20 protein-coding genes are annotated in these 23791 nt (G+C 75.3%); 9 read left to right on the top strand and 11 right to left on the bottom strand.

The features are described from left to right. Positions 1-190: 190 nt before the first annotated feature. Entirely contained in the window at positions 191-1072 is an 882-nt protein-coding gene (locus AB0L74_RS24890; protein ID WP_365656419.1) for an RNA polymerase sigma-70 factor, read from the bottom strand. 197 nt (positions 1073-1269) lie between these two features. On the opposite strand from AB0L74_RS24890, the gene AB0L74_RS24895 reads away from it, so the two are divergent. The 3 genes from AB0L74_RS24895 to AB0L74_RS24905 all read left to right on the top strand — a co-directional run bounded on the left by AB0L74_RS24895 (position 1270) and on the right by AB0L74_RS24905 (position 5488). After that, complete coding sequence (locus AB0L74_RS24895) at positions 1270-2103, top strand: alpha/beta fold hydrolase (RefSeq protein ID WP_365656422.1); 834 nt, start codon at positions 1270-1272, stop codon at positions 2101-2103. Between the two features lie 128 nt (positions 2104-2231). Next, the gene (locus AB0L74_RS24900) at positions 2232-3818 is read left to right on the top strand and encodes an alkaline phosphatase D family protein (protein ID WP_365656425.1); all 1587 of its coding nucleotides are present in this window, start codon (positions 2232-2234) and stop codon (positions 3816-3818) included. 233 nt (positions 3819-4051) lie between these two features. Beyond that, positions 4052-5488 carry a GNAT family N-acetyltransferase gene (locus AB0L74_RS24905; protein WP_365656428.1) on the top strand — a complete coding sequence of 479 codons (1437 nt, stop codon included), beginning with the start codon at positions 4052-4054 and terminating at the stop codon, positions 5486-5488. A 142-nt stretch (positions 5489-5630) separates the two neighbouring features. Here AB0L74_RS24905 and AB0L74_RS24910 read toward each other — a convergent pair whose 3' ends face one another. The 3 genes from AB0L74_RS24910 to AB0L74_RS24920 form a co-directional block, all read right to left on the bottom strand. Then, the gene (locus AB0L74_RS24910) at positions 5631-6101 is read right to left on the bottom strand and encodes a hypothetical protein (protein WP_365656430.1); all 471 of its coding nucleotides are present in this window, start codon (positions 6099-6101) and stop codon (positions 5631-5633) included. A 98-nt stretch (positions 6102-6199) separates the two neighbouring features. Beyond that, positions 6200-7714, bottom strand: a complete 1515-nt coding sequence (locus AB0L74_RS24915; RefSeq protein ID WP_365656433.1) for a carboxylesterase family protein — start codon at positions 7712-7714, stop codon at positions 6200-6202. A gap of 253 nt (positions 7715-7967) precedes the next feature. Continuing rightward, entirely contained in the window at positions 7968-9131 is a 1164-nt protein-coding gene (locus AB0L74_RS24920) for a PLP-dependent transferase (RefSeq protein ID WP_365656435.1), read from the bottom strand. A 71-nt stretch (positions 9132-9202) separates the two neighbouring features. On the opposite strand from AB0L74_RS24920, the gene AB0L74_RS24925 reads away from it, so the two are divergent. Further along, on the top strand, positions 9203-9682 hold the full coding sequence (locus AB0L74_RS24925; protein WP_365656438.1) for an Lrp/AsnC family transcriptional regulator: 480 nt from the start codon (positions 9203-9205) through the stop codon (positions 9680-9682). Between the two features lie 94 nt (positions 9683-9776). Next, entirely contained in the window at positions 9777-11465 is a 1689-nt protein-coding gene (locus AB0L74_RS24930) for a DUF885 domain-containing protein (RefSeq protein ID WP_365656441.1), read from the top strand. 12 nt (positions 11466-11477) lie between these two features. Here AB0L74_RS24930 and AB0L74_RS24935 read toward each other — a convergent pair whose 3' ends face one another. Together AB0L74_RS24935 and AB0L74_RS24940 are read right to left on the bottom strand one after the other, a co-directional pair. Beyond that, the gene (locus AB0L74_RS24935; protein ID WP_365656444.1) at positions 11478-12323 is read right to left on the bottom strand and encodes an SDR family oxidoreductase; all 846 of its coding nucleotides are present in this window, start codon (positions 12321-12323) and stop codon (positions 11478-11480) included. 107 nt (positions 12324-12430) lie between these two features. Then, positions 12431-12916 carry a rhodanese-like domain-containing protein gene (locus AB0L74_RS24940; protein WP_365656447.1) on the bottom strand — a complete coding sequence of 162 codons (486 nt, stop codon included), beginning with the start codon at positions 12914-12916 and terminating at the stop codon, positions 12431-12433. Between the two features lie 123 nt (positions 12917-13039). Between AB0L74_RS24940 and AB0L74_RS24945 the strand changes: the two genes are divergently transcribed. Then, the gene (locus AB0L74_RS24945) at positions 13040-13486 is read left to right on the top strand and encodes an Lrp/AsnC family transcriptional regulator (protein WP_365656450.1); all 447 of its coding nucleotides are present in this window, start codon (positions 13040-13042) and stop codon (positions 13484-13486) included. Between the two features lie 6 nt (positions 13487-13492). Here the strand turns inward: AB0L74_RS24945 and AB0L74_RS24950 are convergent, their stop codons facing one another. The 4 genes from AB0L74_RS24950 to AB0L74_RS24965 all read right to left on the bottom strand — a co-directional run bounded on the left by AB0L74_RS24950 (position 13493) and on the right by AB0L74_RS24965 (position 19544). Further along, on the bottom strand, positions 13493-16486 hold the full coding sequence (locus AB0L74_RS24950; RefSeq protein WP_365656453.1) for an SMC family ATPase: 2994 nt from the start codon (positions 16484-16486) through the stop codon (positions 13493-13495). A gap of 79 nt (positions 16487-16565) precedes the next feature. Further along, entirely contained in the window at positions 16566-17726 is a 1161-nt protein-coding gene (locus tag AB0L74_RS24955; protein ID WP_365656456.1) for an exonuclease SbcCD subunit D, read from the bottom strand. Positions 17727-17933: 207 nt separating this feature from the next. Then, complete coding sequence (locus tag AB0L74_RS24960; protein WP_365656460.1) at positions 17934-18308, bottom strand: peptidase inhibitor family I36 protein; 375 nt, start codon at positions 18306-18308, stop codon at positions 17934-17936. 306 nt (positions 18309-18614) lie between these two features. Then, positions 18615-19544 (bottom strand): hypothetical protein, encoded by a 930-nt coding sequence (locus AB0L74_RS24965; protein ID WP_365656463.1) that lies wholly within the window; start codon positions 19542-19544, stop codon positions 18615-18617. 463 nt (positions 19545-20007) lie between these two features. Here AB0L74_RS24965 and AB0L74_RS24970 point away from each other — a divergent pair, with 463 nt between their 5' ends. Further along, positions 20008-21204, top strand: a complete 1197-nt coding sequence (locus tag AB0L74_RS24970; RefSeq protein ID WP_365656466.1) for an ABC transporter substrate-binding protein — start codon at positions 20008-20010, stop codon at positions 21202-21204. A gap of 26 nt (positions 21205-21230) precedes the next feature. Here AB0L74_RS24970 and AB0L74_RS24975 read toward each other — a convergent pair whose 3' ends face one another. Beyond that, positions 21231-21857: a YigZ family protein gene (locus AB0L74_RS24975; protein WP_365656468.1), complete on the bottom strand. Its 627-nt coding sequence runs from the start codon at positions 21855-21857 to the stop codon at positions 21231-21233. Positions 21858-21985: 128 nt separating this feature from the next. On the opposite strand from AB0L74_RS24975, the gene AB0L74_RS24980 reads away from it, so the two are divergent. Beyond that, positions 21986-22393 (top strand): CoA-binding protein, encoded by a 408-nt coding sequence (locus AB0L74_RS24980; protein WP_365656471.1) that lies wholly within the window; start codon positions 21986-21988, stop codon positions 22391-22393. 150 nt (positions 22394-22543) lie between these two features. Then, a complete protein-coding gene (locus AB0L74_RS24985) occupies positions 22544-23764 on the top strand; it encodes a 4-hydroxybenzoate 3-monooxygenase (protein WP_365656474.1) in 1221 nt (406 codons plus the stop codon). Positions 23765-23791 lie beyond the last annotated feature (27 nt).

Here is a 23791-nt window from a genome sequence, read left to right on the forward strand (position 1 = left end):
GCGCGCGGGCGGCGTCGAAGAGCGTTCACAGGGTGTTCGTACGGTGCCGTGCGTCCGGCGCGCGCAGGGCTCGCGGCCGGGCGCGCGTGAATCCCCGCGTGATCCGGCCCCCGTCCGGCCCGGGCCACGCGCGAAGCCCCCGCCGGGCGGGGGCCGGGCAGGGGCTTTTACGCGGTCCGGGAGGGGGCAGTCAGGCGGCCAGGGCGCGCAGCTTGTCGGGGTTGCGGATGACGTAGACGGCCTGGATACGGCCGTCGGCCACATCGAGCTGGAAGACGGAGTCGGGCTTGTCCCCGGACAGCACCAGCGCGGCGGGGCCGCCGTTGAGCTCCAGGAGGCGGAAGGACAGGCCGGCCCCGCTCTTGCGGGCCGCGCCGACGAGGAAGCGGCCCACCTTGTCGGCGCTCTCCAGCACCCGCAGCGGCGCCTGGGCCTTGCCGCCGCTGTCGCCGACGAGGCGCACGTCGGGTGCGAGCAGGGCCATCAGCCCCTGAAGGTCCCCGCCCGCCGCGGCGGTGAGGAAACGCTCGGTGAGATCGCGGCGCTGGGCGGGATCGACGTCGTAGCGCGGCCGCCGTTCGTCGACGTGCTTGCGGGCCCGCCCGGCGAGCTGCCGCACCGCCGCCTCACCGCGGTCGAGCATCGCGGCGATCTCGGCGTACGGGTAGCCGAACGCCTCCCTGAGCACGAACACCGCCCGCTCCAGCGGCGACAGCGACTCCAGGACGACGAGGACGGCGAGGGAGACGGAGTCGGCGAGCACGGCACGCTCGGCGGTGTCCGGGACCGTGCCCGCGAAGTCGGTGGCGTAGGGCTCGGGCAGCCAGGGGCCGACGTACGTCTCGCCCCGCGTCTTGATCTGGCGCAGCCGGTCGATGGCCAGCCGGGTGGTGACGCGCACGAGGTAGCCGCGCGGCTCGCGCACCGTCGCGCGGTCGGCGGATGACCAGCGCAGCCAGGCGTCCTGGACCACGTCCTCCGCGTCGGCCAGGCGCCCCAGCATGCGATAGGCGACTCCCAGGAGGACGGGGCGGTGCTCTTCGAAGACGTCGGTGGCGGTGTCGGTGGTCACGGGTCCATCCCACCGGACGCGTCCGGTGGTGTCCAGACGGAACGAGCGCCCCGGTGGGCGGGGCGGACGCGGGCCGCGGTGCCGGGGGAAATCCGGGGGCTACCGATCGGTAGCCACTGCTGACAGTCTGTCTACGTACACGACCGTCGCGGCTCCGCCGCCCTGGCGGGTTCCCGCGCGTCCCCACAAGGAGCCCCATGACCGCCACCGCCTCGTTCCAGGTCCCCACCCCTCACGGCCCGCGGCGCACGACCCTCGCCTACGCGCGCAAGGGCACCGGCGATCCGCTGCTCCTGCTGCACGGCATCGGCCACCACCGCCAGGCATGGGACCCGGTGGCGGACATCCTGGCCGCCGAACGCGACGTCATAGCCGTCGATCTGCCCGGGTGCGGTCAATCACCGGCGCTGCCGGACGGCCTGCCCCACGACCTGCCGACCACGACCGCCGTGCTCGGCGCGTTCTGCGAGGCGCTGGAGATCGACCGGCCGCACGCGGCGGGCAACTCCCTCGGCGGCCTGCTCGCCCTGGAACTGGGCCGCGCGGGCCGCGTACGGACCGTCACCGCCCTGTCCCCGGCGGGGTTCTGGGCACCCGCCGAGCGGCGTTACGCCTTCGGCGTCCTCGCGGGCATGCGGCACGCCGCCCAGCGCATGCCGGTTCCCCTGGTCGAGCGGCTGTCGCGCACCGCGGCCGGCCGCGCGGTGCTGACGAGCACCATCTACGCCCGTCCCGGACGCCGTTCCCCGGAGGCGGTGGTCGCCGAGACGCTCGCGCTGGCCCGCGCGGAGGGGTTCTTCGAGACGCTGCGCTCCGGCCGGCGGGTCCGCGTCACCGACGACGTGCCCGGCATACCGGTCACCGTGGCCTGGGGCAGCAGGGACCGGCTGCTCCTGCCGCGGCAGGGCATACGCGCCAAGCACGTCATCCCCCGGGCACGGCTGGTGCGGCTGCCGCACTGCGGCCACGTCCCGATGAGCGACGACCCGGCCCTGGTCGCCCGGGTCGTCCTGGACGGCAGCAGGCGCTGACGCGCCGCCGGGCACCGGGGCGGGGTCTTTCGCGGCCGGTTGTTCACCTCCGGTTTCCATGGGCGCCGCGGCACCCGCGTAGGTGTGGCACTGCACAACGGCCGGATCACGTCCCTGGAGGCGCAGTCATGTCCCACCGTCCCTTCCCAGGCCGCCGCGGCGTCCTGCGCGGTTCCCTGGCCGCCTCGGCGGCCCTGACCCTGCCCACGGCGCTCGGCGCGGCGCCGGCGTTCGCCCGGTCCGGGCGTCCCCGCGCGGGCTGGGGCGTGCAGACGGGGGACGTGACCACCGACTCGGGACTGGTGTGGGTGCGCTCCGACCGGCCCGCCCGCATGATCGTCGAGACGTCGGCGACCGAGTCCTTCCGCGCCCCGCGCAGATGGCACGGCCCGCTGCTGGGCCCGGACACGGACTTCACCGGCACCACCCGGCTGCGCGGCCTGCCGCCCGGCGAGCAGATCCACTACCGGGTGGTGCTCGCCGACCCGGACGACCCGCGCCGCACCGGAGAGCCGGTCACCGGCACCTTCCGGACCGTGCCGGTGCGCCGGCGCGACGGGGTGCGGTTCGTGTGGTCGGGCGACCAGGCGGGCCAGGGCTGGGGCATCAACCCCGACCTCGGCGGCTACCGCATCTACGACGCGATGGCCCGCCTGGACCCCGACTTCTTCCTCTTCAGCGGCGACACCGTCTACGCCGACGGCCCCCTCCCGGAGACGGCCGCCCTGCCCGACGGCACCACCTGGCGCAACATCACCACCGAGGAGAAGTCCAAGGTCGCCGAGACGCTGGCCGAGTTCCGCGGCACCTTCCGCTACAACCTGCTCGACGAGAACCTGCGGCGTTTCAACGCCCAGGTCCCCGCGATCGTGCAGTGGGACGACCACGAGGTCCGCAACAACTGGTACCCGGGCCAGACGATCGCCGACACCGACAGCCGCTACACCGAGAAGCGGGTGGACGTGCTGACGGCCCGGGCACGACGCGCGTTCGCCGAGTACTTCCCGATCTCCACGCTGCGGCCGGGAGCGCGGGAGGGACGCGTCTACCGGGTGCTCCGGCAGGGCCCCCTGCTGGACGTGTTCGTGCTGGACATGCGGACCTACCGCGACGCCAACTCGCCCGGCGACCAGAGGGTCGACCCGCAGGGCATCCTGGGGCGCGAGCAGCTGGAGTGGCTCAAGCGGGAACTGGCGCGGTCCCGGGCCGTGTGGAAGGTGATCGCCGCCGACATGCCGATCGGCCTGGTGGTGCCCGACACCACGGAGGGGAAGGCGAACGTCGAGGCGGTGGCGCAGGGCGACCCGGGCGCGCCGCTGGGGCGTGAGCTCCAGATCGCCGAGCTGCTGCGGTTCGTCAAACACCGCCGGATCACCGGCACGGTGTGGCTGACGGCCGACGTGCACCACACCTCGGCCCAGCACTACCAGCCCTCGCGGGCGGCGTTCACGGACTTCGAGCCGTTCTGGGAGTTCGTCTCCGGCCCGCTGAACGCGGGCGCGTTCCCCGCCAGCGCGCTGGACGGCACCTTCGGTCCCGAACGGGTCTTCGTGAAGGCGCCGGCCGCCTCCAACGTCTCGCCCGCCGGCGGCTACCAGTTCTTCGGCGAGGTCGACATCGACGGCGGCAGCGGGGAGATGACGGTGCGGCTGCGCGAACAGGACGGCACCGTGCTGTTCACGCGGGTGCTCCAGCCGGGGCGGGTCGGGCAGTAACTCCCTTAGCCTGGTGGGTGTGCCGCGCACCGGCGTCATCCCCTGGTGCGCGGCACACCCGGCCGGGGCGTCGGGCCCGGGTGCCCGCGGTTTCCCGCACGCCCCGCCGAGAGGGCGCGGGGTACGGCACGCCGACAACCCGTAGAAAAAGCAACAAAATAGAAGGAAGCGTCTTTACTCAGCGGACACAGGGCGTTCGTGATCGCGCAACACCGTTCCTTCACAGTGGCCGCATGAGTCGAGAAATGTCTGATGTGACGCGTGCCCGGCACGGTCGTCCGGTGCGCCACTGGCGGCGGGACCTCGTCGAACTCGCCGCCCTGTTCACGGCGGTCGCCGCGGCGGACACCGTGGCGCAGCTGGTGGGGCACGGCCCGGACGGCCCGGCCCTGCTGGTGATCTCGGCGATCGCCCTGGTCGCCACGGCGGTGTTCCACCTGTGGTGGTCACGGCGCCGTGGTCCCGCACCGCCGGCGGACGATACCGGCGCCCGGCCGCCGTCCGCCGAGCGGCAGGCCGGGCCGGTCGACCGGGCGCTGCCCGGACGCGCCGAGGAGACGGACGGCGTGCTCTGGCGGATGCGGACGACGGTGCGGGACGAACCCGGGTCGCTGGCCGCCCTGTGCGCCGCCCTCGCCGACCGGCGGGTCGACATCCTGAGCCTGCAGACGCACCCGCTCGCCGAAGGCACGGTCGACGAGTTCCTGCTGCGCGCCCCGGGCACGGTCGAGGCGCCGGAGATCACCCGCGCGGTGTCGCGGGCGGGCGGCACCGGGTCCTGGATCGAGCGGGCCGACGCCCACGATCTGGTGGACGCGCCGACCCGCGTCCTGGGACTGGCCACGCGGACCGCGCTGGACACGGCGGAACTCCCGCTGGCGCTGCGGCAGTTGCTGGGCCGGTGCACGATCCGGTCGCTGCCCGCGCCGCCGGCCGGCGAGGGGCGGGGGCCGTACGGTGTGCCGGTGGAGGGAGTCCTGGAGGACACCGTGATGCGGCTGCGCGCGCCGGAGGGCGGAACGATCACCGTCGAGCGGCCGTATCTGCCGTTCACCCCGACCGAGTTCGCGCGCGCGAGGGCGCTGGTGGAGCTGGACGCCCGGCTCGGTCCGCGCGTTCCGCGCAGCGGGGACGTGCTGACGCTGCCCGAGGGCGGCGACATCACGGTACGCCGGGCCGACACCCATGACGTGGAGGCGGCCAAGGCGATGCACGAGCGCTGCTCCCCGGCGACGCTCGGGATGCGGTACCACGGGCCGGTCGGTGACGCCGACCGCTATCTGAACCATCTGCTCAGTCCGCGTTTCGGGCGGACGCTCGCGGTGCAGACCGCCTCGGGGCGCGTGGTCGGCCTGGGGCACCTGCTGTGGGACGGTGACGAGACGGAGGTCGCGCTGCTCGTCGAGGACGCCTGGCAGCGCCGCGGTATCGGCGGTGAGCTGCTGCGCCGGCTGGTCGCGATGGCCGCCGAGGCGGGCTGCGCCAGCGTGTACGCGGTCACCCAGTCGTCGAACACCGGCATGGTCGCCGCGATGCGCGGACTGGACCTGCCCCTCGACTACCAGATCGAGGAGGGCACCCTGGTCATCACCGCCCGCCTGGCCTCCGCCGCCCCGGGCTCGCACGCGGCGTACGACCGGGCCGGGGAGCAGTACGGCGGGCGGATCTGACACGCAGGGCGCCTGCGGCGCTCCGGAGCTCTTGGCCGGTGCCCCGGCTCTGCCCCTCATCCGGGGCCACGCCCCCGGCCCAGCGCGGCAGGCCGGCGCCGGGCGGGGCGGAGGGCCGGCCAGAACATGGGGAAGACCGCGGTCAACGTGTGTCGAAACCCAGACGGCTCGGGACGTCGTCCATGGTGCAGAGTGCCGTGACCTGCTCCTCCAACACGCTCAGGGCGTCCGTGAGGGAAAGCCGGCCGACCCGCTCGCGGTAGAGGGTGTGGACGCCGGCGCCGTACTCCCCCTGGGGCAGTTCGAGGTCGGCGTCGACCATGGCCTCCACGAGGTACCCGGCCGAGGTGACGGTCAGTCCCGCGGAGAACCGCAGCTCGCTGACGTCCGCGTCCCCCTCCGCGGAGAACCCGAAGCGGTGGTGGAGCTTCAGCTCCGGTCCCGCGGGGTGCTCTTCGATGACGAGGGAAGGCACCAGGCCCGACCGTTCCCCGAAGTCGTGGGCGGTGTAGAGCTCGGTGGTGAAGTCGTCCAGCCGCTGGTGGAGCCGGTACATCGCGGTCAGCAAGAGAGCCGTTCTTTCGGCCTCGTGCGCGTCGGCCTCGTTCAACATCGGGAAATCATCACCCGGGCAGCCCGGTTCGCCGTTGCGGCGTTGGTCACACCCCGTGACACGAGCGGCCGAACCGAGCGCCTGACAGAGTCAGGTATTCACCGTCGCAGAGGGTCGAACGGGACGCCCCGCCACAGCGCGCGCACGCCGGACGTGCCGTCGTCGGCCATGTGGTCGTCCGGAACGGCCCAGACCTTCACGGTGGTGGCGTCGGCGGTGACCGTAGGCCAGCCCGGGTCACCGCGGGCCGCGAAGTCGGCCCAGGCGCGAAGCATTCGCCGGGACAGGGCCCGGTCCTGTTCGTCGGGGGTGCCGCCGATGAGGAAGGCGGCGCCGTCCGCGTCCAGGTTGCCGAACGCGAACGGGATGTCGGCGGTGTGCCAGGGCCTGGCCTCGCCGCCCGGGGTGAGGCGTCTGCGGGCGAAGCGGGAGAGATACGCCCGGCCGCCGGCTCTCGCGTGGTACTCGGCGAGCCGGCTGCTGTACTCGCCGAATGTCGCGTCGCCGAAGAGCGCGAGGTAGCGGTCGAGCACCGGAGCGCCGGGCATCAGCGCACGGTAACCGGGGACCAGACGGGCGGGCAGGCGAAGGGCCTGGGCGAAGTCCACGAGTTCCGGTTCGGAGGTGACCTCCCGCACGCCTCCGACCTCGTGCAGGAACCAGTACTCCTCCAGGGCGTGGCACACCAGGAGGTCCACGTCGCGGGACGCGCCGGCGGCGAGCGCGCGGAGCGGATCCACGGGCAGCACGTCACCGTCGACGACGGGCTGGAAGATCACCGGGTCGTACGCCTGGACCGCCGTCACGGGATCGTCCGCGCACTCTCCGGCGACCTTGTCGGAGGCGGTCACCAGCTCCTGCGGCGAGGCGGAGAGCAGTCCGTCACCCGTGGGGGCCACCCCGGCCGCGGCCGCGATCCTCGAGGTGATCGCCGCGGCGACCTCGGCGGTGGAGAAGGCGTGGGGCACGCTGTGGGTGATGGCCCTGCGGAACAGCCCGCGCGCCCGCCCCATGGCCATCAGGCAGGCGGCCGATCCCGCTCCGGCGGAGTGCCCGGCGACCGTGACATTGCCGGGATCGCCACCGAACGCGGCGATGTTCTCCCGCACCCAGCGCAGAGCGGCCGCCTGGTCGAGCAGGCCGCGGTTGCCGGGGAAGCCCGGCACATGGCCGAAGCCCTCGAAGCCGACCCGGTAGTTGCAGCTGACCACGACCAGTCCGGCGCGGGCGAGCGCGGTGCCGTCGAAGTCGGGCTGAGCGGAGGAGCCGAAGGTGTAGGCGCCGCCGTGGATCCAGAACAGCACCGGCAGCGGGCCGTCGTCCGGCTGCTTCCGTACCCACACGTTGACGGTGAGGATGTCCTCGTCCCCGGGGCGCCACACCGGCGAACCGGGGAGTTGTGCCGACTGCGGCGCGATGGGCCCGAAACCCGTGCAGTCACGCCAGGCGCTCCAGCCGGCAGCGGGGCGCGGCGGACGGAACCGGTTGGGGCCGAAGGGCGCGGCGGCGTACGGGACACCGAGGACCGCCACCGTCCCGTCGGCCGCTCGCCTGCCGCGCACACGGCCGCTCGCCGTCCGGAAATCCGGCCCCGCCCATGACGTGTCACCCATACGCCACGAGCCTTCCACAGCCGCCCGCGGCTTCGCGAGCGACTTTTCACAGCGCCCCGGCACGGCAGGCCGCACGTCGCGGACCGGCACGGCGCCCAGGAGCGACGGCGGCCTGCCGGGCGGCGGCCTGCCGGGCGGCGCCGATGTGCGAGGTCCGGGGGGACCTCCCCGGGCGGGGCCGGGTACCGCCGGTGCGCGGGTCCCGGCTCTCCCGCGTTCCCCCGGTCCCCCTCGCCTCCGCGCCGGTTCCGCGTCAGTTCCGCGCCGCCTCCTCCCGGTGCGCCCTCGGCGTCGGCCGCTGTCCCAGCGCCCCGTCCAGGTCGGCCCACAGGTCGTCGACGTCCTCCAGGCCCACCGACAGCCGCAGCAGCCGGTCGCTCACCCCGGCGGCGCGGCGGTCGCCCGCGTCGACGACGCGGTGGCTGATGGACGCGGGGTGCTGGATGAGCGTGTCGACGCTGCCGAGGCTCACCGCCGGAGTGACGAGCCGGACGCGGGCGATGACCTCGTGGGGGTCGCCGTGGACCTCGAAGGCGACCATCGCCCCGCCGACGCGCGGGTAGTGGACGCGGGCCACGCGCGGGTCGGCGGCGAGCCGGCGGGCGAGTTCGGCGGCGTTCGCGGAGGCCGCGCGTACCCGCACGGGCAGCGTCGCCAGGCCGCGCAGCAGCAGGTAGCCGGCCAGCGGATGCAGCACGCCCCCGGTGGCGAACCGCACCTGCCGCAGCCGCCCGGCGAACTCCTCGTCGCAGGCCACCACGCCGGCGAGCACGTCCCCGTGCCCGCCCAGGTACTTGGTGGCGCTGTGCAGCACCAGCCGCGCGCCCTGTTCGGCGGGGCGCTGCAACACCGGCGTGGCGAAGGTGTTGTCGACCAGCAGCGGCACGGACCCGCAGGCGTGGGCCACGGCCCGCAGGTCGACTTCGGCGAGTGTGGGATTGGCCGGGGACTCCACCAGGACCAGCCCGGTGCCGGGCCGCAGCGCGTCCGTGATGCCCGCCGGGTCGGTCCAGGTCACCTCCGTGCCCAGCAGCCCGGCGGTCAGCAGGTGGTCGCTGCAACCGTACAGGGGACGCACGGCCACGACGTGCCGCAGTCCCAGCGAGGCGCGCGCCAGCAGGACGGCGCTCAGCGCGGCCATCCCGCTGGCGAACGCGACGGCGGCCTCGGTGCCCTCCAGGCGGGCCAGCGCCGTCTCGAACCGGGCCACGGTCGGATTGCCCAGCCGCCCGTACACGGGCGGGCCGTCCGGCTCCGCGCCGGTGGCGGCGAAGGCGTCGAGGCGGGCGGCCTCGCGGCGGCTGTCGTAGGAGGGGTAGGTGGTGGACAGGTCGATCGGCGGGGCGTGCAGTCCCCGCCGGGCGAGGTCGTCGCGGCCGGCGTGCACGGCCTCGGTGTCCCGCCCTCTCGAAGTCATAGGCGTGTCCATGACGGAAGGGTGAACGGCGGCCGGATCACCGGGGTCCGGCTCCGTGCTACGTTCGCCCGATGGCCGACTCTGTCGTACTGGACCCGGTCGATCTCCACCTGCTGCGGCTGCTGCAAAACGACGCCCGGACGACCTACCGGGAGCTCGCCGCGCGGGTCGGGGTGGCGCCGTCGACCTGCCTGGACCGGGTGACGCGGCTGCGCCGCTCCGGAGTGATCCTCGGTCATCGGCTGCGCCTGGACCCGGCGAAGCTGGGGCGCGGCCTCCAGGCGCTGCTGTCGGTACAGGTGCGGCCGCACCGGCGGGAGCTGGTGGGACCGTTCGTCAAGCGGATCCGGGCGCTGCCCGAGTCACGGACCGTCTTCCATCTGACCGGCCCGGACGACTACCTGGTCCATGTCGCGGTCGCGGACATGGCGGATCTGCAACGGCTGGTCCTGGACGAGTTCACGGCCCGGCGGGAGGTGGCGCGGGTCGAGACCCGGCTGATCTTCCAGCAGTGGGACTGCGGGCCCTTGCTGCCGCCGTCCGCGCCGTGAGCCGGGCTCGCCCTGAGCGAAATCCGGCCGCCCCGGCGGACGAACCGGCCCTATCGTGCTGACGCGGCACCCGGGTCCGTACGAGGATGTGCGCATGTCAGAGACAAACAGCCCGCTGCCCCGTGAAGTCGCCGACACCTACGTCGACGAGCTCATCGCCCTCGACCCGGTCACCGGTACGTACCTCGGCGTGCGGGAGAGTTCCAGCCGTCTGCCCGACCTCTCGCCCGCGGGGCAGGAGGCGCTGGCCCGGCTGGCGCGGGCGACGCTCGCGAAGCTGGACGAGGCGGAGCGCCGGCCGGGCGCGGACAGCGATGCGGAGCGGCGCTGCGGCCGGCTGCTGCGCGAGCGGCTCACCGCCGAACTCGCCGTGCACGAGGCCGAGGAGGGGCTGCGCTCGGTCGGCAACATGGGCACCCCGGCGCACTCCGTCCGGGAGATCTTCACCGTGACGCCCACGGCGACGGACGAGGACTGGGCGGCGGTCGCCGAGCGGCTGCGCGCGGTGCCGGCCGCGCTGGCGGGCTACCGGGAGTCGCTCGCGCTCGGCCTGGAGCGCAAGCTGTACGGGGGGCCGCGCCCGACCGCCACCTTCATCGGGCAGCTCGACGAGTGGGCCGACACGGGCGGGGGCCGCGGCTGGTTCGAGGACTTCGCCTCCGCCGGTCCCGAGGCGCTGCGCGCGGAACTCGACGAGGCCGCCCGCACGGCGACCGCGGCCGTGGCCGGGCTGCGGGACTGGATGCGCGACGTGTACGCCCCGGCGATCGAGGGCGCCCCGGACACGGTGGGCCGGGAGCGCTACGCCCGCTGGTCCCGCTACTACAACGGCACCGACCTGGACCTGGACGAGGCGTACGCGTACGGCTGGTCCGAGTACCACCATCTGCTCGCGGAGATGAGGCGGGAGGCGGAGAAGATCCTGCCGGGCGCCCCGACCCCCTGGGCGGCGCTGGCGCACCTGGACGAGCACGGCCGGCACATCGAGGGCGTCGACGAGGTCCGCGACTGGCTTCAGAACCTGATGGACCAGGCGATCGAGTCGCTGGACGGCACCCACTTCGACCTGGCCGAGCGGGTCCGGAAGGTGGAGTCGTGCATCGCACCGCCCGGCAGCGCGGCGGCGCCGTACTACACGCCGCCCTCGGAGGACTTCTCGCGTCCCGGCCGCACCTGGCTGCCGACCATGGGCCAAAACCGTTTCCCGGTCTACGACCTGGTCTCGACCTGGTACCACGAGGGCGTCCCCGGCCACCACCTCCAGCTCGCGCAGTGGGTGCACGTGGCCCGGGACCTCTCCCGCTACCAGGCGTCCATCGGCATGGTCAGCGCCAACGCCGAGGGCTGGGCGCTGTACGCGGAGCGCCTGATGGACGAGCTGGGCTTCCTCACCGACGCCGAGCAGCGGCTCGGCTACCTGGACGCGCAGATGATGCGGGCGGTCCGGGTCATCGTCGACATCGGCATGCACCTGGAGCTGGAGATCCCGGCGGACTCGCCGTTCCACCCGGGCGAGCGCTGGACGCCACAGCTGGCGCAGGAGTTCTTCGGCGCGCACAGCAGCCGCCCGGCGGACTTCGTGGAGAGCGAGCTGACCCGCTATCTGACCATCCCCGGGCAGGCCATCGGCTACAAGCTGGGCGAGCGGGCCTGGCTGCTGGGCCGGGAGAACGCGCGCAAGCGGCACGGAGACTCCTTCGACCTGAAGTCCTGGCACATGGCCGCCCTGTCCCAGGGCTCCCTGGGACTGGACGACCTGGTGGACGAGCTGTCGCGGCTGTGATCCGGCCGCGGGTCAGCGGCGGAAGCCGCCCTCGGAGTCGATGACCTGACCGGTGATCCAGTGCGCCTCGTCCGTGGCGAGCCACGCGATGAGGCGGGCCGGGTCGTCGGGCACGCCCCACCGTCCGGCGGGGAAGCGGGCGGCGACGGCGTCGTAGGTCTCGCCGGTGAGGTAACCGGTGTCCACGGGGCCGGGGTTGACCGTGTTCACCGTGACCGCGTACTCGGCGAGCGCCGTCGCCAGCGAGCGGGTGATCGAGGCGAGGGCTCCCTTCTGGAGCGCGTAGGCGATCTCGCCGGGCATGCCGCCCGCCTTGTCCTGCCCCGAGGTCATCATCACCACACGCCCGCCCGGGGTGCGCGGCGGCAGCGCGGCCCGCAGCCGGGCGTGGGCCTGGACGAGCAGCAGCACCGAGCGGGCGTCGACCGCCCAGTGGGCGTCGAGCATCGCCGCGTCGAGGGCCTCCAGCGGGCCGTCGGAGCCGCTGAGGGCGTGGTTGGCGACGAGGATGTCGAGCCGTCCGCCGAGCGCGTCGGCGGCCCGGGCGACGAGCTCGGCGGGCACGGCCGGATCGGCGAGGTCGCCGGGCCCGTGGGCGACGGTCGCGCCGGTGTCGCCGGCCGCCTCGCGTACGGAGGCGATCACCTCGTCGATGCGGTCGGCACCCCAGGGCATGGCGGCGTCGTGCGGCACATGGTGGTGGAGGTACACGCTCGCGCCGTACGCGGCCAGCCGCCGGGCGACGGCGTGCCCGATGCCGTCGCGTCTGCTGGCACCCGTGACGAGGGCGGTCCGGCCGCGCAGGGGCAGCCGGTCGCGTCGCAGCTCTGTGGGGTCGGGATGCGGAAGTCGTGGCATGGACACCCATGATGATCGACTCCGGGGAGCGGCGCACACGGTTATCGGCGGCGCGTGGCCGCCGGGCCCGGTGCCGGTACGGGCGGCGCCGGGCCCGGGCAGCCCGGTCAGCAGCCGCAGTCGTGCGCGTCCGCCGGCGCGGTCAGCGGGTCGGCCGGACGGCGCTCGCGGCCCCGCCAGGTCTCGAACTCGAAACCCTCCCGCACCCAGTACTCGAAGCCGCCCAGCATCTCCTTGACCCGGAAGCCTAGTTCGGCCAGGGCGAGGGCGGCACGGGTGGCGCCGTCGCAGCCGGGGCCCCAGCAGTACGTCACGACCGGCACGGATCTGTCGAGGAGCCGCTCGGCCTGCTCGGGGATGAGCGCGGTGGGCAGGTGGACCGCGCCGGGCACGTGGCCCTGGTCCCAGGCGGCGGTGGAGCGCGAGTCGACGACGGCGAACCCCGGGTCACCGCCGGCCGCGAGCGCGGCGGCGACGTCGGACGCGTCGGCGTGGAAGGCGAGGGCGGCGCGGAAGTAGGCGGCGGCGTCGGCCGGGGCGGCCGGGGCGACGCGCAGGACGGGGTTGGCCGCGGTGATGGTCGCGGTGTTCATGGTGCTGCCCTTCGTCGGCGGGAGGTCCTGTCCGGAAATCTACGAGCGGTGATCCGCTCGCAGAAGGGACGATCCACGGCCCTGTCCTTGATCGGCCGGTGATTCCCCTGCTATTCCTCGGGGATGACCGCGTATACCCCGGACGCCACCGACTGGCGCATCCTCGACGTCCTCCAGCGGGAGGGCCGGGCCGGCTTCGCCGAGCTGGCCCGCACCGTGTCCATGTCCGCGAGCGCGGTGACCGAGCGCGTGCGGCGCATGGAGGAGGCGGGCGTCATCCGGGGGTACACGGCGATCGTCGACCCGGACCGGCTGGGCCTGCCCATCCTGGCCTTCGTACGCCTGCGCTACCCCAACGGCAACTACAAGCCCTTCCACGATCTGGTGGCGGCCACCCCCGAGATCCTGGAGGCGCACCACGTCACGGGCGACGACTGCTTCGTCATCAAGGTCGCGGCCCGCTCGATGCGGCACCTTGAGGAGGTGGCGGGCCGGATCGGCGCGCTGGGCTCGGTGACCACCAGCGTCGTGTACTCCTCCCCGCTCCCCCGGCGCCCGCTCGGCCGCTGACCCGCCTCAGCCCGCGCCCCGCTGCCGCAGCACCGATCCCGTCCGTCCCTTGACGACCTCCAGCTGGGCGTGGACGCGCCGCCGCAGGTCGGCGACGTGGCTGACGATGCCGACGCTGCGGTCCCGCTCGCGCAGCGAGTCGAGCACGTCCAGCACCTCGTCGAGGGTCTGGTCGTCCAGGCTGCCGAAGCCCTCGTCGATGAAGAGGGTGTCCAGGCGGACGCCGCCCGCCTCGTCGGTGACGACGTCGGCGAGCCCGAGCGCGAGGGCGAGGGAGGCGAAGAACGTCTCGCCGCCGGACAGGGTCGCCGTGTCGCGTTCGCGGCCGGTCCAGGCGTCGACGACGTGCAGGCCGAGACCGCTGCGGCCGCGCCCGGTGCGCCCGTCGGAGTGGACGAGGGTGTAGCGGCCGGACGACATGCGCTGGAGCCGTACGGTCGCGGCGGCGGCCACCTGTTCCAGGCGGGCGGCCAGCACATAGGACTCCAGGCGCATGCGGTGCTCGTTCTCCGCGGAGGTGCCGGCGGCGAGGGCGGCCAGGCGGGCCACGCGGTCGTACTCCTCGCGCAGCGGCGCCAGGCGGCGCGCGGAGGCGGCGGCCCGCGCGGAGAGCCGGTCGAGCTCGGCGCAGCGCCGCTGGGCGGCGTCGCGGGCGGAGGCGGCGTCGCGTACCCGCCGGTCGGCGTCGGCCGCGGCCCGCTCGGCGGCGGCGAGGTCGGCGGGCGGCTGCCCGGCGGCGGCAGCGGTGTCCGCCTCGGCGAGGATCGCGCGGACCGCGGCCTCCTCGGTCTGCCATGCGTCGAGCCGCCGTTGCAGTGCGCGGTGCGCGGCATCGTCGAGCAGCGCGTCGGCCGCGTCCCGCGGGGTGTCGAAACCGGCCCGGTAGGCGGCGTCGGCGAGGCGGGCGTCGGCGTCCTTCAGGCGCTGGGCGGCGTCCTCGGCCGCGCGGGCGGCCTCGGCGGCGTCGGTCAGGTCGGCGACCCGCCGCTCCAGCTGCGCGACCCGCTCGGCCACGCTGCCGGCGGCGCCCCGCGCCGTCGCCAGCTCCTCCTCCAGCGCGGCCTGTTCCCGGTCCAGCCGCTCGCGGTGGCCCACCCGGGAGGCGGCGCGGACCGCGGCCTGCTGCCGCGCGGCGACGCGCTCCTCGCGCTCCGCCTCCGCCCGGCGCAGTTCCTCCTGCGCGGCGTGCAGCCCGGAGGCGGCGGCACGCGCCCGCGCGTACGCCCGCTCCAGCTCCTCGGCCTGCTCGGCCAGCCGGCCGGTGGGGGTGTCCCCGGCCTCGGCGGTGGCGGCGGCCAGTTCCTCCCGTACGGCGCCCAGGTGGCGTTCGTCCCGCGCGCGCTGTTCCTCGGCGCGCTGGAAGGCGGCGAGGGCGCGCTCCTCCGCCTCGCGGTCGACGTGCCCGTCCACCTTGCGGGCGGGCGCGGGGTGGTCGGTGGCGCCGCACACGGCGCACGGCTGGCCGTCGGCGAGGTTCGCGGCCAGTTCGGCGGCGATGCCGCTCAGCCGCTGTTCCTTGAGGTCGAGCCAGCGGGCGCGGGCCTCGACGGCGTGTTCGGCGGAGGCCAGGGCCCGGCTCCGGGCGTCGTCGGCGTCGGCGGCCAGCCGGTCGCGCCGCCGGGCCGCCGCCAGCCGCTGCCGGGCCGGCTCCCGCTGTACGCCGAGCTGTTCGGCGCGGGTGGCGGCCTCCTGCGCGGTGTCGATACGGGTCTGGAGCCCGGCGCGGACCGCCTCCCAGCCGGCGAGCCAGGTCTCCGCCTCGTGCCGGGCGTCCTCGTCGGCGCGCTCCTGCCGGTCCAGGAGTTGGCGCTCGGCGTCGAGTTCGGCCAGCCGCCGCTCGGCCCGGCGGGCCGACTCCAGTCCGCCCAGTTCCTCGGCGGTCCGGCGGGCGGCGGCGGCCAGCCCGGCGGCGCCGGCGTCCGCGTAGGTGCCCGGCAGTACGGCGCGCGCGCCCGCCTCCGCGGCGGCGGCCCGCCGGTGTTCGAGGTCGGCGGCCTCCCGCAGCTCCAGGGCGGGCGCCACCGCCCCGGCCTTGCGGGCGCGCTCCATGCGGGCCTGCGCCTCGCGGTGGGCTCCGGCCCGTTCCGCCAGCCGCTCGGCCCGCTCCCGCGCCTCGGCGAACCGTCGCTGGAGCCGGTCCCGCTCCCGGGCCTCCGCCAGGTGGCGCTCGGCGGCGGCCCGGGCCGACTCGGCCGCCGCCAGGCGCAGTCGGGCGGCGGTCAGCCGCTCCCGGGCCGTGCTGCGCGCGACGGCGGCGGCGGTCAGCACGGCCGTGGCCAGGCCCGGCTCGCCCGGCGCGAGCTCCGGCAGCTCAAGGAAGCCGTCCGCGGCCTGCTGCATGCGGTGGGCGTCGGCGAGCAGCGCGGCGTCCCCGTCCCGCACCCGCGCCTCGGTGGCGCGCCGCCGCTCGGCGAGGCGCTTCTCCACGTCGGCGAAACGACGGGTGTCGAACAGGCGGCCGAGCAGCTTGCCGCGTGCCTCGGCGTCGGCGCGCAGAAAGCGCGCGAAGTCGCCCTGGGGCAGCAGCACGACCTGGCAGAACTGCTCGCGGCTCATGCCGAGCAGCCGGGTGATCTCCTCACCGATCTCCTGGTGGGAGCGGCTGAGGTCCTTCCAGGTGCCGGCCGCGGTGTCGTGCTCGCGCAGCCAGGTCTGGGCCTTGTCCACGGTGGTGCCCGTGCCCCGCTTCTTGGGGCGTTCCCAGGGCGGCTGCCGGGTGATCTCCAGCCGCCGCCCGGCGACGGTGAGTTCGAGCCGCACCTCGGTGCGGACGCCGGGCGCGGCGTGATCGCTGCGCAGCGTCATGCCCTGGCCGCTCTGCCGGGCACCGGGCACCGCGCCGTACAGCGCGTAGCACACGGCGTCCAGGACGGAGGTCTTCCCCGCGCCGGTGGGGCCGTGCAGCAGGAACAGCCCGGCCGCCGACAGCTCGTCGAAGTCGACCGTCTGCGAACCGCCGAACGGCCCGAAGGCGGTGATGTCCAGCCGGTGCAGCCTCATCGGGCCTCCCCCGCGTCCGCCGTGTGCGGCCGCCCCACCGGCGTCCGCTGCGTTCCGTCCACCGCGTACGACGGTCTCATCACGCCACCTCGCGCACGGCGTCGTCCGCGCGCACGGCGTCGAAGGCGTCCCGCAGCACGGCCCGTTCCCGCGCGTCGGGCCCGGTGCCGCGCACATGGGCGACGAAGTCCTCGGCGATCTCCTGGTCGCTGCGGTCGGCCAGGCGCCGGGCGTAGGAGGTCTCGGGGTCCCCGGCGGCGCGCTCGGGGGCGAAGACGAGGCTGAGGGTGTGCGGGAACCGTTCGGTGAGCCGCGCCATGGGGTCGGCCGGGCGCACCGGGTCGGTGAGCGTCGCCTCGACCCACGCCTCCTCGTGCCGCGCCAGCGCGGGGTCGGCGAGCAGTTCCTCCAGCGTTCCCCGCAGGCGGGCCAGCGGGCGCGGTACGGGGCAGTCGATCCGCTCCGCGCCGAGCGAGCCGCCGGCGCCGAGGTCGACCAGCCACATGCTCTTGCGGTGACCGGCCTCGGAGAAGGAGTACGGCAGCGGGGAGCCGGAGTAGCGGATCCGCTCGGTGATGGTCTGGCAGCCGTGCAGATGGCCGAGCGCCACGTAGTCGACGCCGGTGAAGATCCCGGCGGGCACCGCGGCCACCCCGCCGACGGTGATGTCCCGCTCGCTGTCGCTGGGCTCCCCGCCGGTGACGAAGGCGTGCGCGAGGACGACGGACCGGGTGCCGGGGGCGCGGGCGGCGAGGTCGGCGCGGACCCGGTCCATGGCGGCGGCGAGCACGGCCTCGTGGCCCGCCTTCTCGACACCGAACTCGTCCTTCACCAGCGCGGGTTCGAGGTAGGGCAGCCCGTAGAAGGCCACCTCCCCGTGCTCGTCCGCCAGCACCACCGGGGTGCCGCACGCCGCGGGCTCGGTCCGCAGGTGGATGCCGGCCCGGCCGATCAGCCCGGCGCCCACGCCGAGCCGGCGGGCGGAGTCGTGGTTCCCGGAGATCATCACGGTGGGCACGCCGAGTGCGGCGAGGCGGTGCAGGGTGTCGTCGAAGAGCTCGACCGCGGCGAGCGGCGGCACCGCCCGGTCGTACACGTCACCCGACACGACCACGGCGTCCACCTCGCGTTCCCGCACGGTGGTGACGAGGTGCTCGACGAAATCGGCCTGGGCCCCGAGCATGCCCACCCGGTGGAACGCCCGGCCCAGATGCCAGTCGGACGTGTGCAGAATCCTCACAGCACCGCTCCGACCCGCATGTTTCTCCTTACTTGGCCCCCTGGCTCAGCGCCGGACCCGCACGGCCCGCGCTGTCGGCACCCACCACGGTAACCTCCACGCGCACCTGCTCCCCCATTGCCCTCAGGCGGGCGGAACGGAGCCCGGACGCGGACAGGGCCCGCCACCCGGGGGTGCCCCGGGCGGCGGGCCGGTCTCCTGGCGCGTTCAGCAGCGGGAGGTCCACGTGTGGGAGTCGCCGCGGTCGTTGGCGCCCGGGTTGTAGCCGACCTCCTGGCCGGGGGCGAGGCAGATGGTGACCCCGCCGCCCTGCCAGGCGCTGGCGTAGACCTTGACGTGGTCCTTGATCCCGGGCCCGGAGATGCCGTGGTTGGCCCACGAGCTGTCCTGGTCGGCGATGTTGCCCTCCCACCAGCCGTCGTCGCCGGTCCAGCTCACGGACAGACCGCCGAAGTTGGCGTCGGTCCAGGCGCAGAAGCTGCCGCGGGCACAGGGGGCGGCCTGCGCCGTGGCGGGCACGGCGGCCAGGGTGGCACCGGCGGCGAGGAGCAGGCCGGCCGAGGTGGCGATGATCTTGCGCATGGTGTCGGTCCTTTCGCTGGGGATCGCCGTGCCTCGGGCGACCCCGGTGATGGGTGGTGTGCGGTGGGCGGGAGCGAGTGGCCCAGACGGGGCGCGCTCGCCGTACCCGGTGGCCGGCCGGTCGGCCGGTCCGGCCCCCGGGGGTCCGGTGCCGCGATGCGGCGCGCGGTACCGCCGCGCGGTGCGGTCCGCGAAGGTGAGCGGAAGGCGGAAGAGCAGAAGAGGGGTGCCGCGCCGGGGCGGATGCCCGGGGAGCGGCCCCGGCCCGACGGCCGCGCCCGGTGTCACCGGGCGGGCGGCGTCGTCTCAGAGGCCGTGCCGGACGGCGTAGCGCAGACCTCGCTCGCGCATCCGCCGGTGGTCGGCGATCAGTGCGGCGTACTCGGCCCGTACGCCGGCCGTGTGGCGTTTCTCCAGGCGGGTGCCGGTGCCGGCCAGGCCCGTGCTCCGTACGCACCGTGCCTCGGCCACGGCGTACCGCCGTTGCAGCGCCGCGGCCTGGCGCGGTGCGAGGTCCCGGGCGCGGCGCTGCCACGCCCCGCGCAGTTCATCCGGGTCCGCGGCCTTGTACACCGGGGCGACGCAGTCGGCCCAGCGGGCGAGCACGGCGCGGTAGGCCGGGTCGCGGGTGACGCGGTGGTGGGCGGCGGCTTCGAGGTTGTTGGCCGCGACCGTGGCACGGAACCAGCGCGCCTGGTCGCCGTAGAGGAGGCGCTGCGCCGACGCGAGGCATCCGTCGCTGTGGGCCCGGACGACGAGCCCGGTCGCCGTCCGGGTGGACAGTTCGCGCCGGCCGGTGCCGAAGAGCGCGTCGGTGAGCCGCTGCTGTCGCCGCGCCGCCTCGCCCCGGGGCCGCGGCGCGGACTCCCGGGCGGCGGCGCCGCTGTGGCGCCCGGTCTCCGCGGCGCTGCCGAAGCCGTGTGCGGCGGCCCAGGCGGGGTCGTCGATCCCGTACGGGAACCGGCGCTGCGCCCCGGCCGCCTGGGCGGTACGGCCGCCCGGCCGGGCCCCGTCCGCCGCCCCGGGCGGCGCGAGCGCCACCTTCCGCTGCCTCAGACAGCGCTCCGCGAGCGTGGACTCGGCGCGCTTGAGCAGATCGTCCTGGGCCCGGACGGACCGGGGCACGGTCCGCGTCCGCCCCGTGTCGTCCCCGCCCGGGCCGTGCCCGCAGCCGCCCGCCACGGACACCGCGCACATCGACAGCGTCACCGTGGCGACGAACCTCGAAGCCCGCACCGTGGTCACCCCCTGCCCTCGTCCGGTCGGGTACGGACCGGATCGGCCGTCCTCCGACTCCCCCGTCGGCTCGCCTCCCATTAGAGGGGAGGGGAAGGTGGTTGTGATCCTCGGAAGTGATAGGGCGGTCCATGGTGGGGGACGGGGGCGGGCCCGCCGCCCGCGCTCCGGTGGCCGCCCGGCCCGGCGGGGCGGACCGCCGCCACCGGAACCCGGCCCGCGTACGCGTCCGCACCCGGCGGAGCCCGACCGCCGTCCGGAGTACCCTTTATGCCTGGTATGCCCTTTACGTCGGGCGCACGGCGGCTCCGGCCGGGCCGCCCCGGCGATTCGCCGCGCCGATCCCATGGCCGATCAGCCGCGGCGTCGTTACCCCGGTTGAACCGGCCGGCCGGTGACGCCGCCCGGCGGCCACCGGATCCCCGGCACGCGGAACGACGGAAGGCAGGCGGTACAGGTGGAGATGTCGTCGACGCGCTTGTGCATCGGTGTGGTGGCGCCGCTGACGGGGCGGCTCGCCCCGCTGGGGAAGCCACTGGCGTACGTGCTGCGCGCGCTGGCGCCCCGGCTGCGGCACGTGGACAACGGCGGTCGCCGTCACGAGGTGACGATCGCCGTGCGGGACAGCCGCTCCGACCCGGAGGCGGCCCGGCAGGCCGTACGCGATCTGGCCACCGCCGACCAGGCCGGCCTCGTGCTCACCATGGCCGGGAGCCGGGTGCTGCCCGCCGTCGCCGACACCTGCGAGCAGCTGGGGGTGCCGTGCCTGTCGACCACGTTTCCCTGGCAGGCGTACGTCCGGGCCCGCGGCGCCGACCCCGCGCACCGCTTCCGCTGGACCTACCACTTCGCGTGGGGCCTGGACGACATCGCCGCCGTCTTCGCCTCCCTGTGGGAGCGCCTCGAAGGCCGGCACACCGTCGGCTGCCTGTGGAACGACGACTTGCAGGGCACCCTGCTGCGGGACGACCGGTACGGCTTCGCCCCGGTGACCTCCGCGCGCGGGCACACCCTGGTCGACCTCGGCCCCTACCGGGAGCCGGCCGACGGCTTCGACACCCAGGTCGACCGGATGCGTGAGCACGGGGTCGATGTGATCACCAGCGCCGCCACCGCCACCGACCTGGCCCTCTTCCACCGCCAGGCCCGCCGGGCGGGGCTGCGGCCCCGGCTGATCACCTGCTCGCGCTGGCTCACCTACCCGCACACCCACACCACGCCCGCCCCGGACGTCCACGCCGAGCTCGCCGACGCGCGCGTGGCCACCCTGGTCTACTGGAGCCCCGGCCACCCCTACCGCTCCAGCCTGGACGGCAGCACCTGCGCCGACCTCGCGCACGCCTACCGGCAGGACACCGGCGAGTGCTGGCTCCAGCCCCTGGGCGTGGCCCACGCCCTCCTGGAGACCGCCCATCACGCCCTGGCCACCGCGGGCGACCCCACCGACCGCGCCTCCGTCGCCGAGGCCCTCGCCGGCGCCCGCCTCGACACCATCGCCGGCCCGCTCGACTGGACCGGCGGCCCCACCCCCAACGTCGCTCGCCTGCGCCTGGCCGGCGGGCAGTGGCACCCCGGCCCGCAGGGCCCCCGCCTCGCCGTCGTCGCCAACGAGGGGCTCCCGGACGTGCCGCTCACCGGCGACCTGACACCGGCCCGCTAGGGCCGGCCCGCCGCGCGCCCGCCCGGTCAGGCGTCCCCGTACGCCTCCCCGCCCGGCTCGAATCCGGCCGTCCCGGCGGTCGCGTCCGCGAGCCAGGCGCGGAAGGCGTCCACGTCGGCGTCCGGAAGGCCGATCTCGATGGTCACGGCCTCGCCGTAGCGCACGTCCCGTACCGTGCGCCCGGTCGCCCGCAGGTCGTTCTGGAGCTTGCCCGCCCGCTGGTGGTCGACGGTCACCGTGGCCAGGCGGAACCGGCGGCGGGTGAGCGTGCCGACAGCGTCGAGGGCCTCGCCGACCGTCCCGCCGTAGGCCCGGATGAGTCCGCCGGCGCCCAGCTTGACGCCGCCGTAGTAGCGGGTGACGACGGCGACGACGTACCGCATGTCGCGGCGCAGCAGCATCTGGAGCATGGGCACCCCCGCGGTGCCGCCGGGTTCGCCGTCGTCGCTGGCCTTCTGGACGGCGGCGTCGGCGCCGATGACGTACGCCCAGCAGTTGTGCGTGGCGTCCGCGTGCTCCTTGCGCACGGCCGCGATGAACTCCTGCGCCTCCTGCTCGGTGGCCGCCGGGGCGAGGGCGCACAGGAAACGGGAGCGGTTGATCTCTGTCTCGTGCACGCCCGCGCGGGCGACGGTGCGGTACTCGTCCTGCATCCGGCCAGCCTACGGGGGCTGGGCCGGGCGCCGGCCCGCGCGGGGGCCGGGCGGGCCTGCCGGGAATCCGGCACGCCCGCCCGGCGTTGTCCCGGCGACAGCGTGTCCACAGTGCGAGGAGGCCGCCGGTGTACGGCGACGAGGCAACGGTCCGCAAGATCCTCACCGAGCTCGGCGACACGTGGGCCGTGGTGGGCCTGTCGTCCAACCAGCGGCGCGCGGCCTACGGCGTCGCCGGGGTGCTCCAGCGCTTCGGCAAGCGCGTGGTGCCGGTGCATCCCAAGGCGGAGACGGTGCTCGGCGAGCGAGGGTACCCCTCCCTCGCGGACATCCCCTTCGACGTGGACGTCGTCGACGTGTTCGTCAACAGCGACCTGGCCGGAGCGGTCGCCGACGAGGCGGTCGCCAAGGGCGCCGGTGCGGTCTGGTTCCAGCTCGGAGTCGTCGACGAGGCCGCCTACACGCGGACCCGGGCCGCCGGCCTGGAGATGGTCATGGACCGCTGCCCGGCCATCGAGATTCCGCGCCTGGGCTGACCGCCCCGAGCGGGGGCCGCCGGCCGCGGTCGTGCGCCCGGCCCGGCTCGCCACGCCCCGGTGCGAGGGGGCCCGCCGCGGCCGGACGCGACCGGTACAGGGCGGCGCACCCGCGTGCCCGCCGCCGGTGCGGCCCGCCATAATGCCCGGATGACCTCCCGCTCCTCCTCCCACGCCCCCGCCGGTGCCCGGCGGCACTTCCCGGTCGTCATCGTCGGCGCGGGCCCGGCCGGGCTGACCGTCGGCAACATCCTGCGCGCCGCGGGCGTCGACTGCCTGGTGCTGGAGGCGGAGACCCGGGAGTTCATCGAGCAGCGGCCGCGCGCGGGCTTCGTCGAGGAGTGGGCGGTACGCGGCCTGAGGCGGCGGGGCCTGGCGGAGGAGCTGCTGGGCCGCGCGCCGACGCAGACCGAGTGCGAGTTCCGGGTCGACGGCGGCAGGCACCGGTTCCGGTACACCGAGCTGACCGGTCACCGTCACTTCGTCTGCCCGCAGCCGCTGCTGGTGACGGAGCTGGTCCGCGAGTACGCGGACGTGCGGGGCGGCGCGATCGCCTTCGGCGTGCGGGACGTACGGCCGCACGACCTCGGCACGGACCGGCCGGCGGTGTCGTACCGGTGCGCGGACACGGGGGAACGGCGGGTGGTGGAGTGCGACTTCGTCGCCGGGTGCGACGGGGCGCGCGGGGTGACGCGGACCGCGCTGCCGGCGGAGCGGACCTCGCGGCACGACTACGGGATCGGCTGGCTGGCGCTGCTGGCCGAGGCGCCGCCGTCCTCGGACTGCGTCGTCTTCGGCATCCATCCCGGGGGCTTCGCCGCGCACATGGCCCGCAGCCCGAGGGTCACCCGCTACTACCTCGAGTGCCCGTCCGGTGACGACCCGGGGAACTGGCCGCACGAGCGGGTGTGGACCGAGCTGCGCCGGCGCCTGGCCGCCACCGGCGCCGAGCCGCTCACCGAGGGACGGCTGATCGAGAAGCGCGTCCTGGACATGCACAACTACGTGGTCGAGCCCATGGTGTCCGGGCGGCTCTTCCTCGCCGGGGACGCGGCCCACCTCACCGCGCCGATCGCCGCCAAGGGCATGAACCTGGCCCTGCACGACGCCTTCCTGCTGGGCGACGCGCTGGCCGCCCGGCTCACCACGGGCGACGAGCGCGGCCTGCGGGACTACGGCGCGGCGAGTCTGCGGCGCGTGTGGCAGTACCAGGAGTTCTCGCTGTGGCTGTCCGACGTGTTCCACGGCGCCTCCTCGGGCGACCCGTTCCGCGCCGGCACCACGCTGGCCCGGCTGCGCCGCCTGCTCGCCTCCCCCGCGGCGGCGGCCGCCTTCGCCGACCTGTACATCGGCAAGGACGCCGACTACTGACCCGGCGCGCTGGGTGAGGGCAGGTCA

It is taken from the genome of Streptomyces sp. NPDC052020 (assembly GCF_040680575.1).
In the GTDB taxonomy this organism is placed as follows: Bacteria; Actinomycetota; Actinomycetes; order Streptomycetales; family Streptomycetaceae; genus Streptomyces.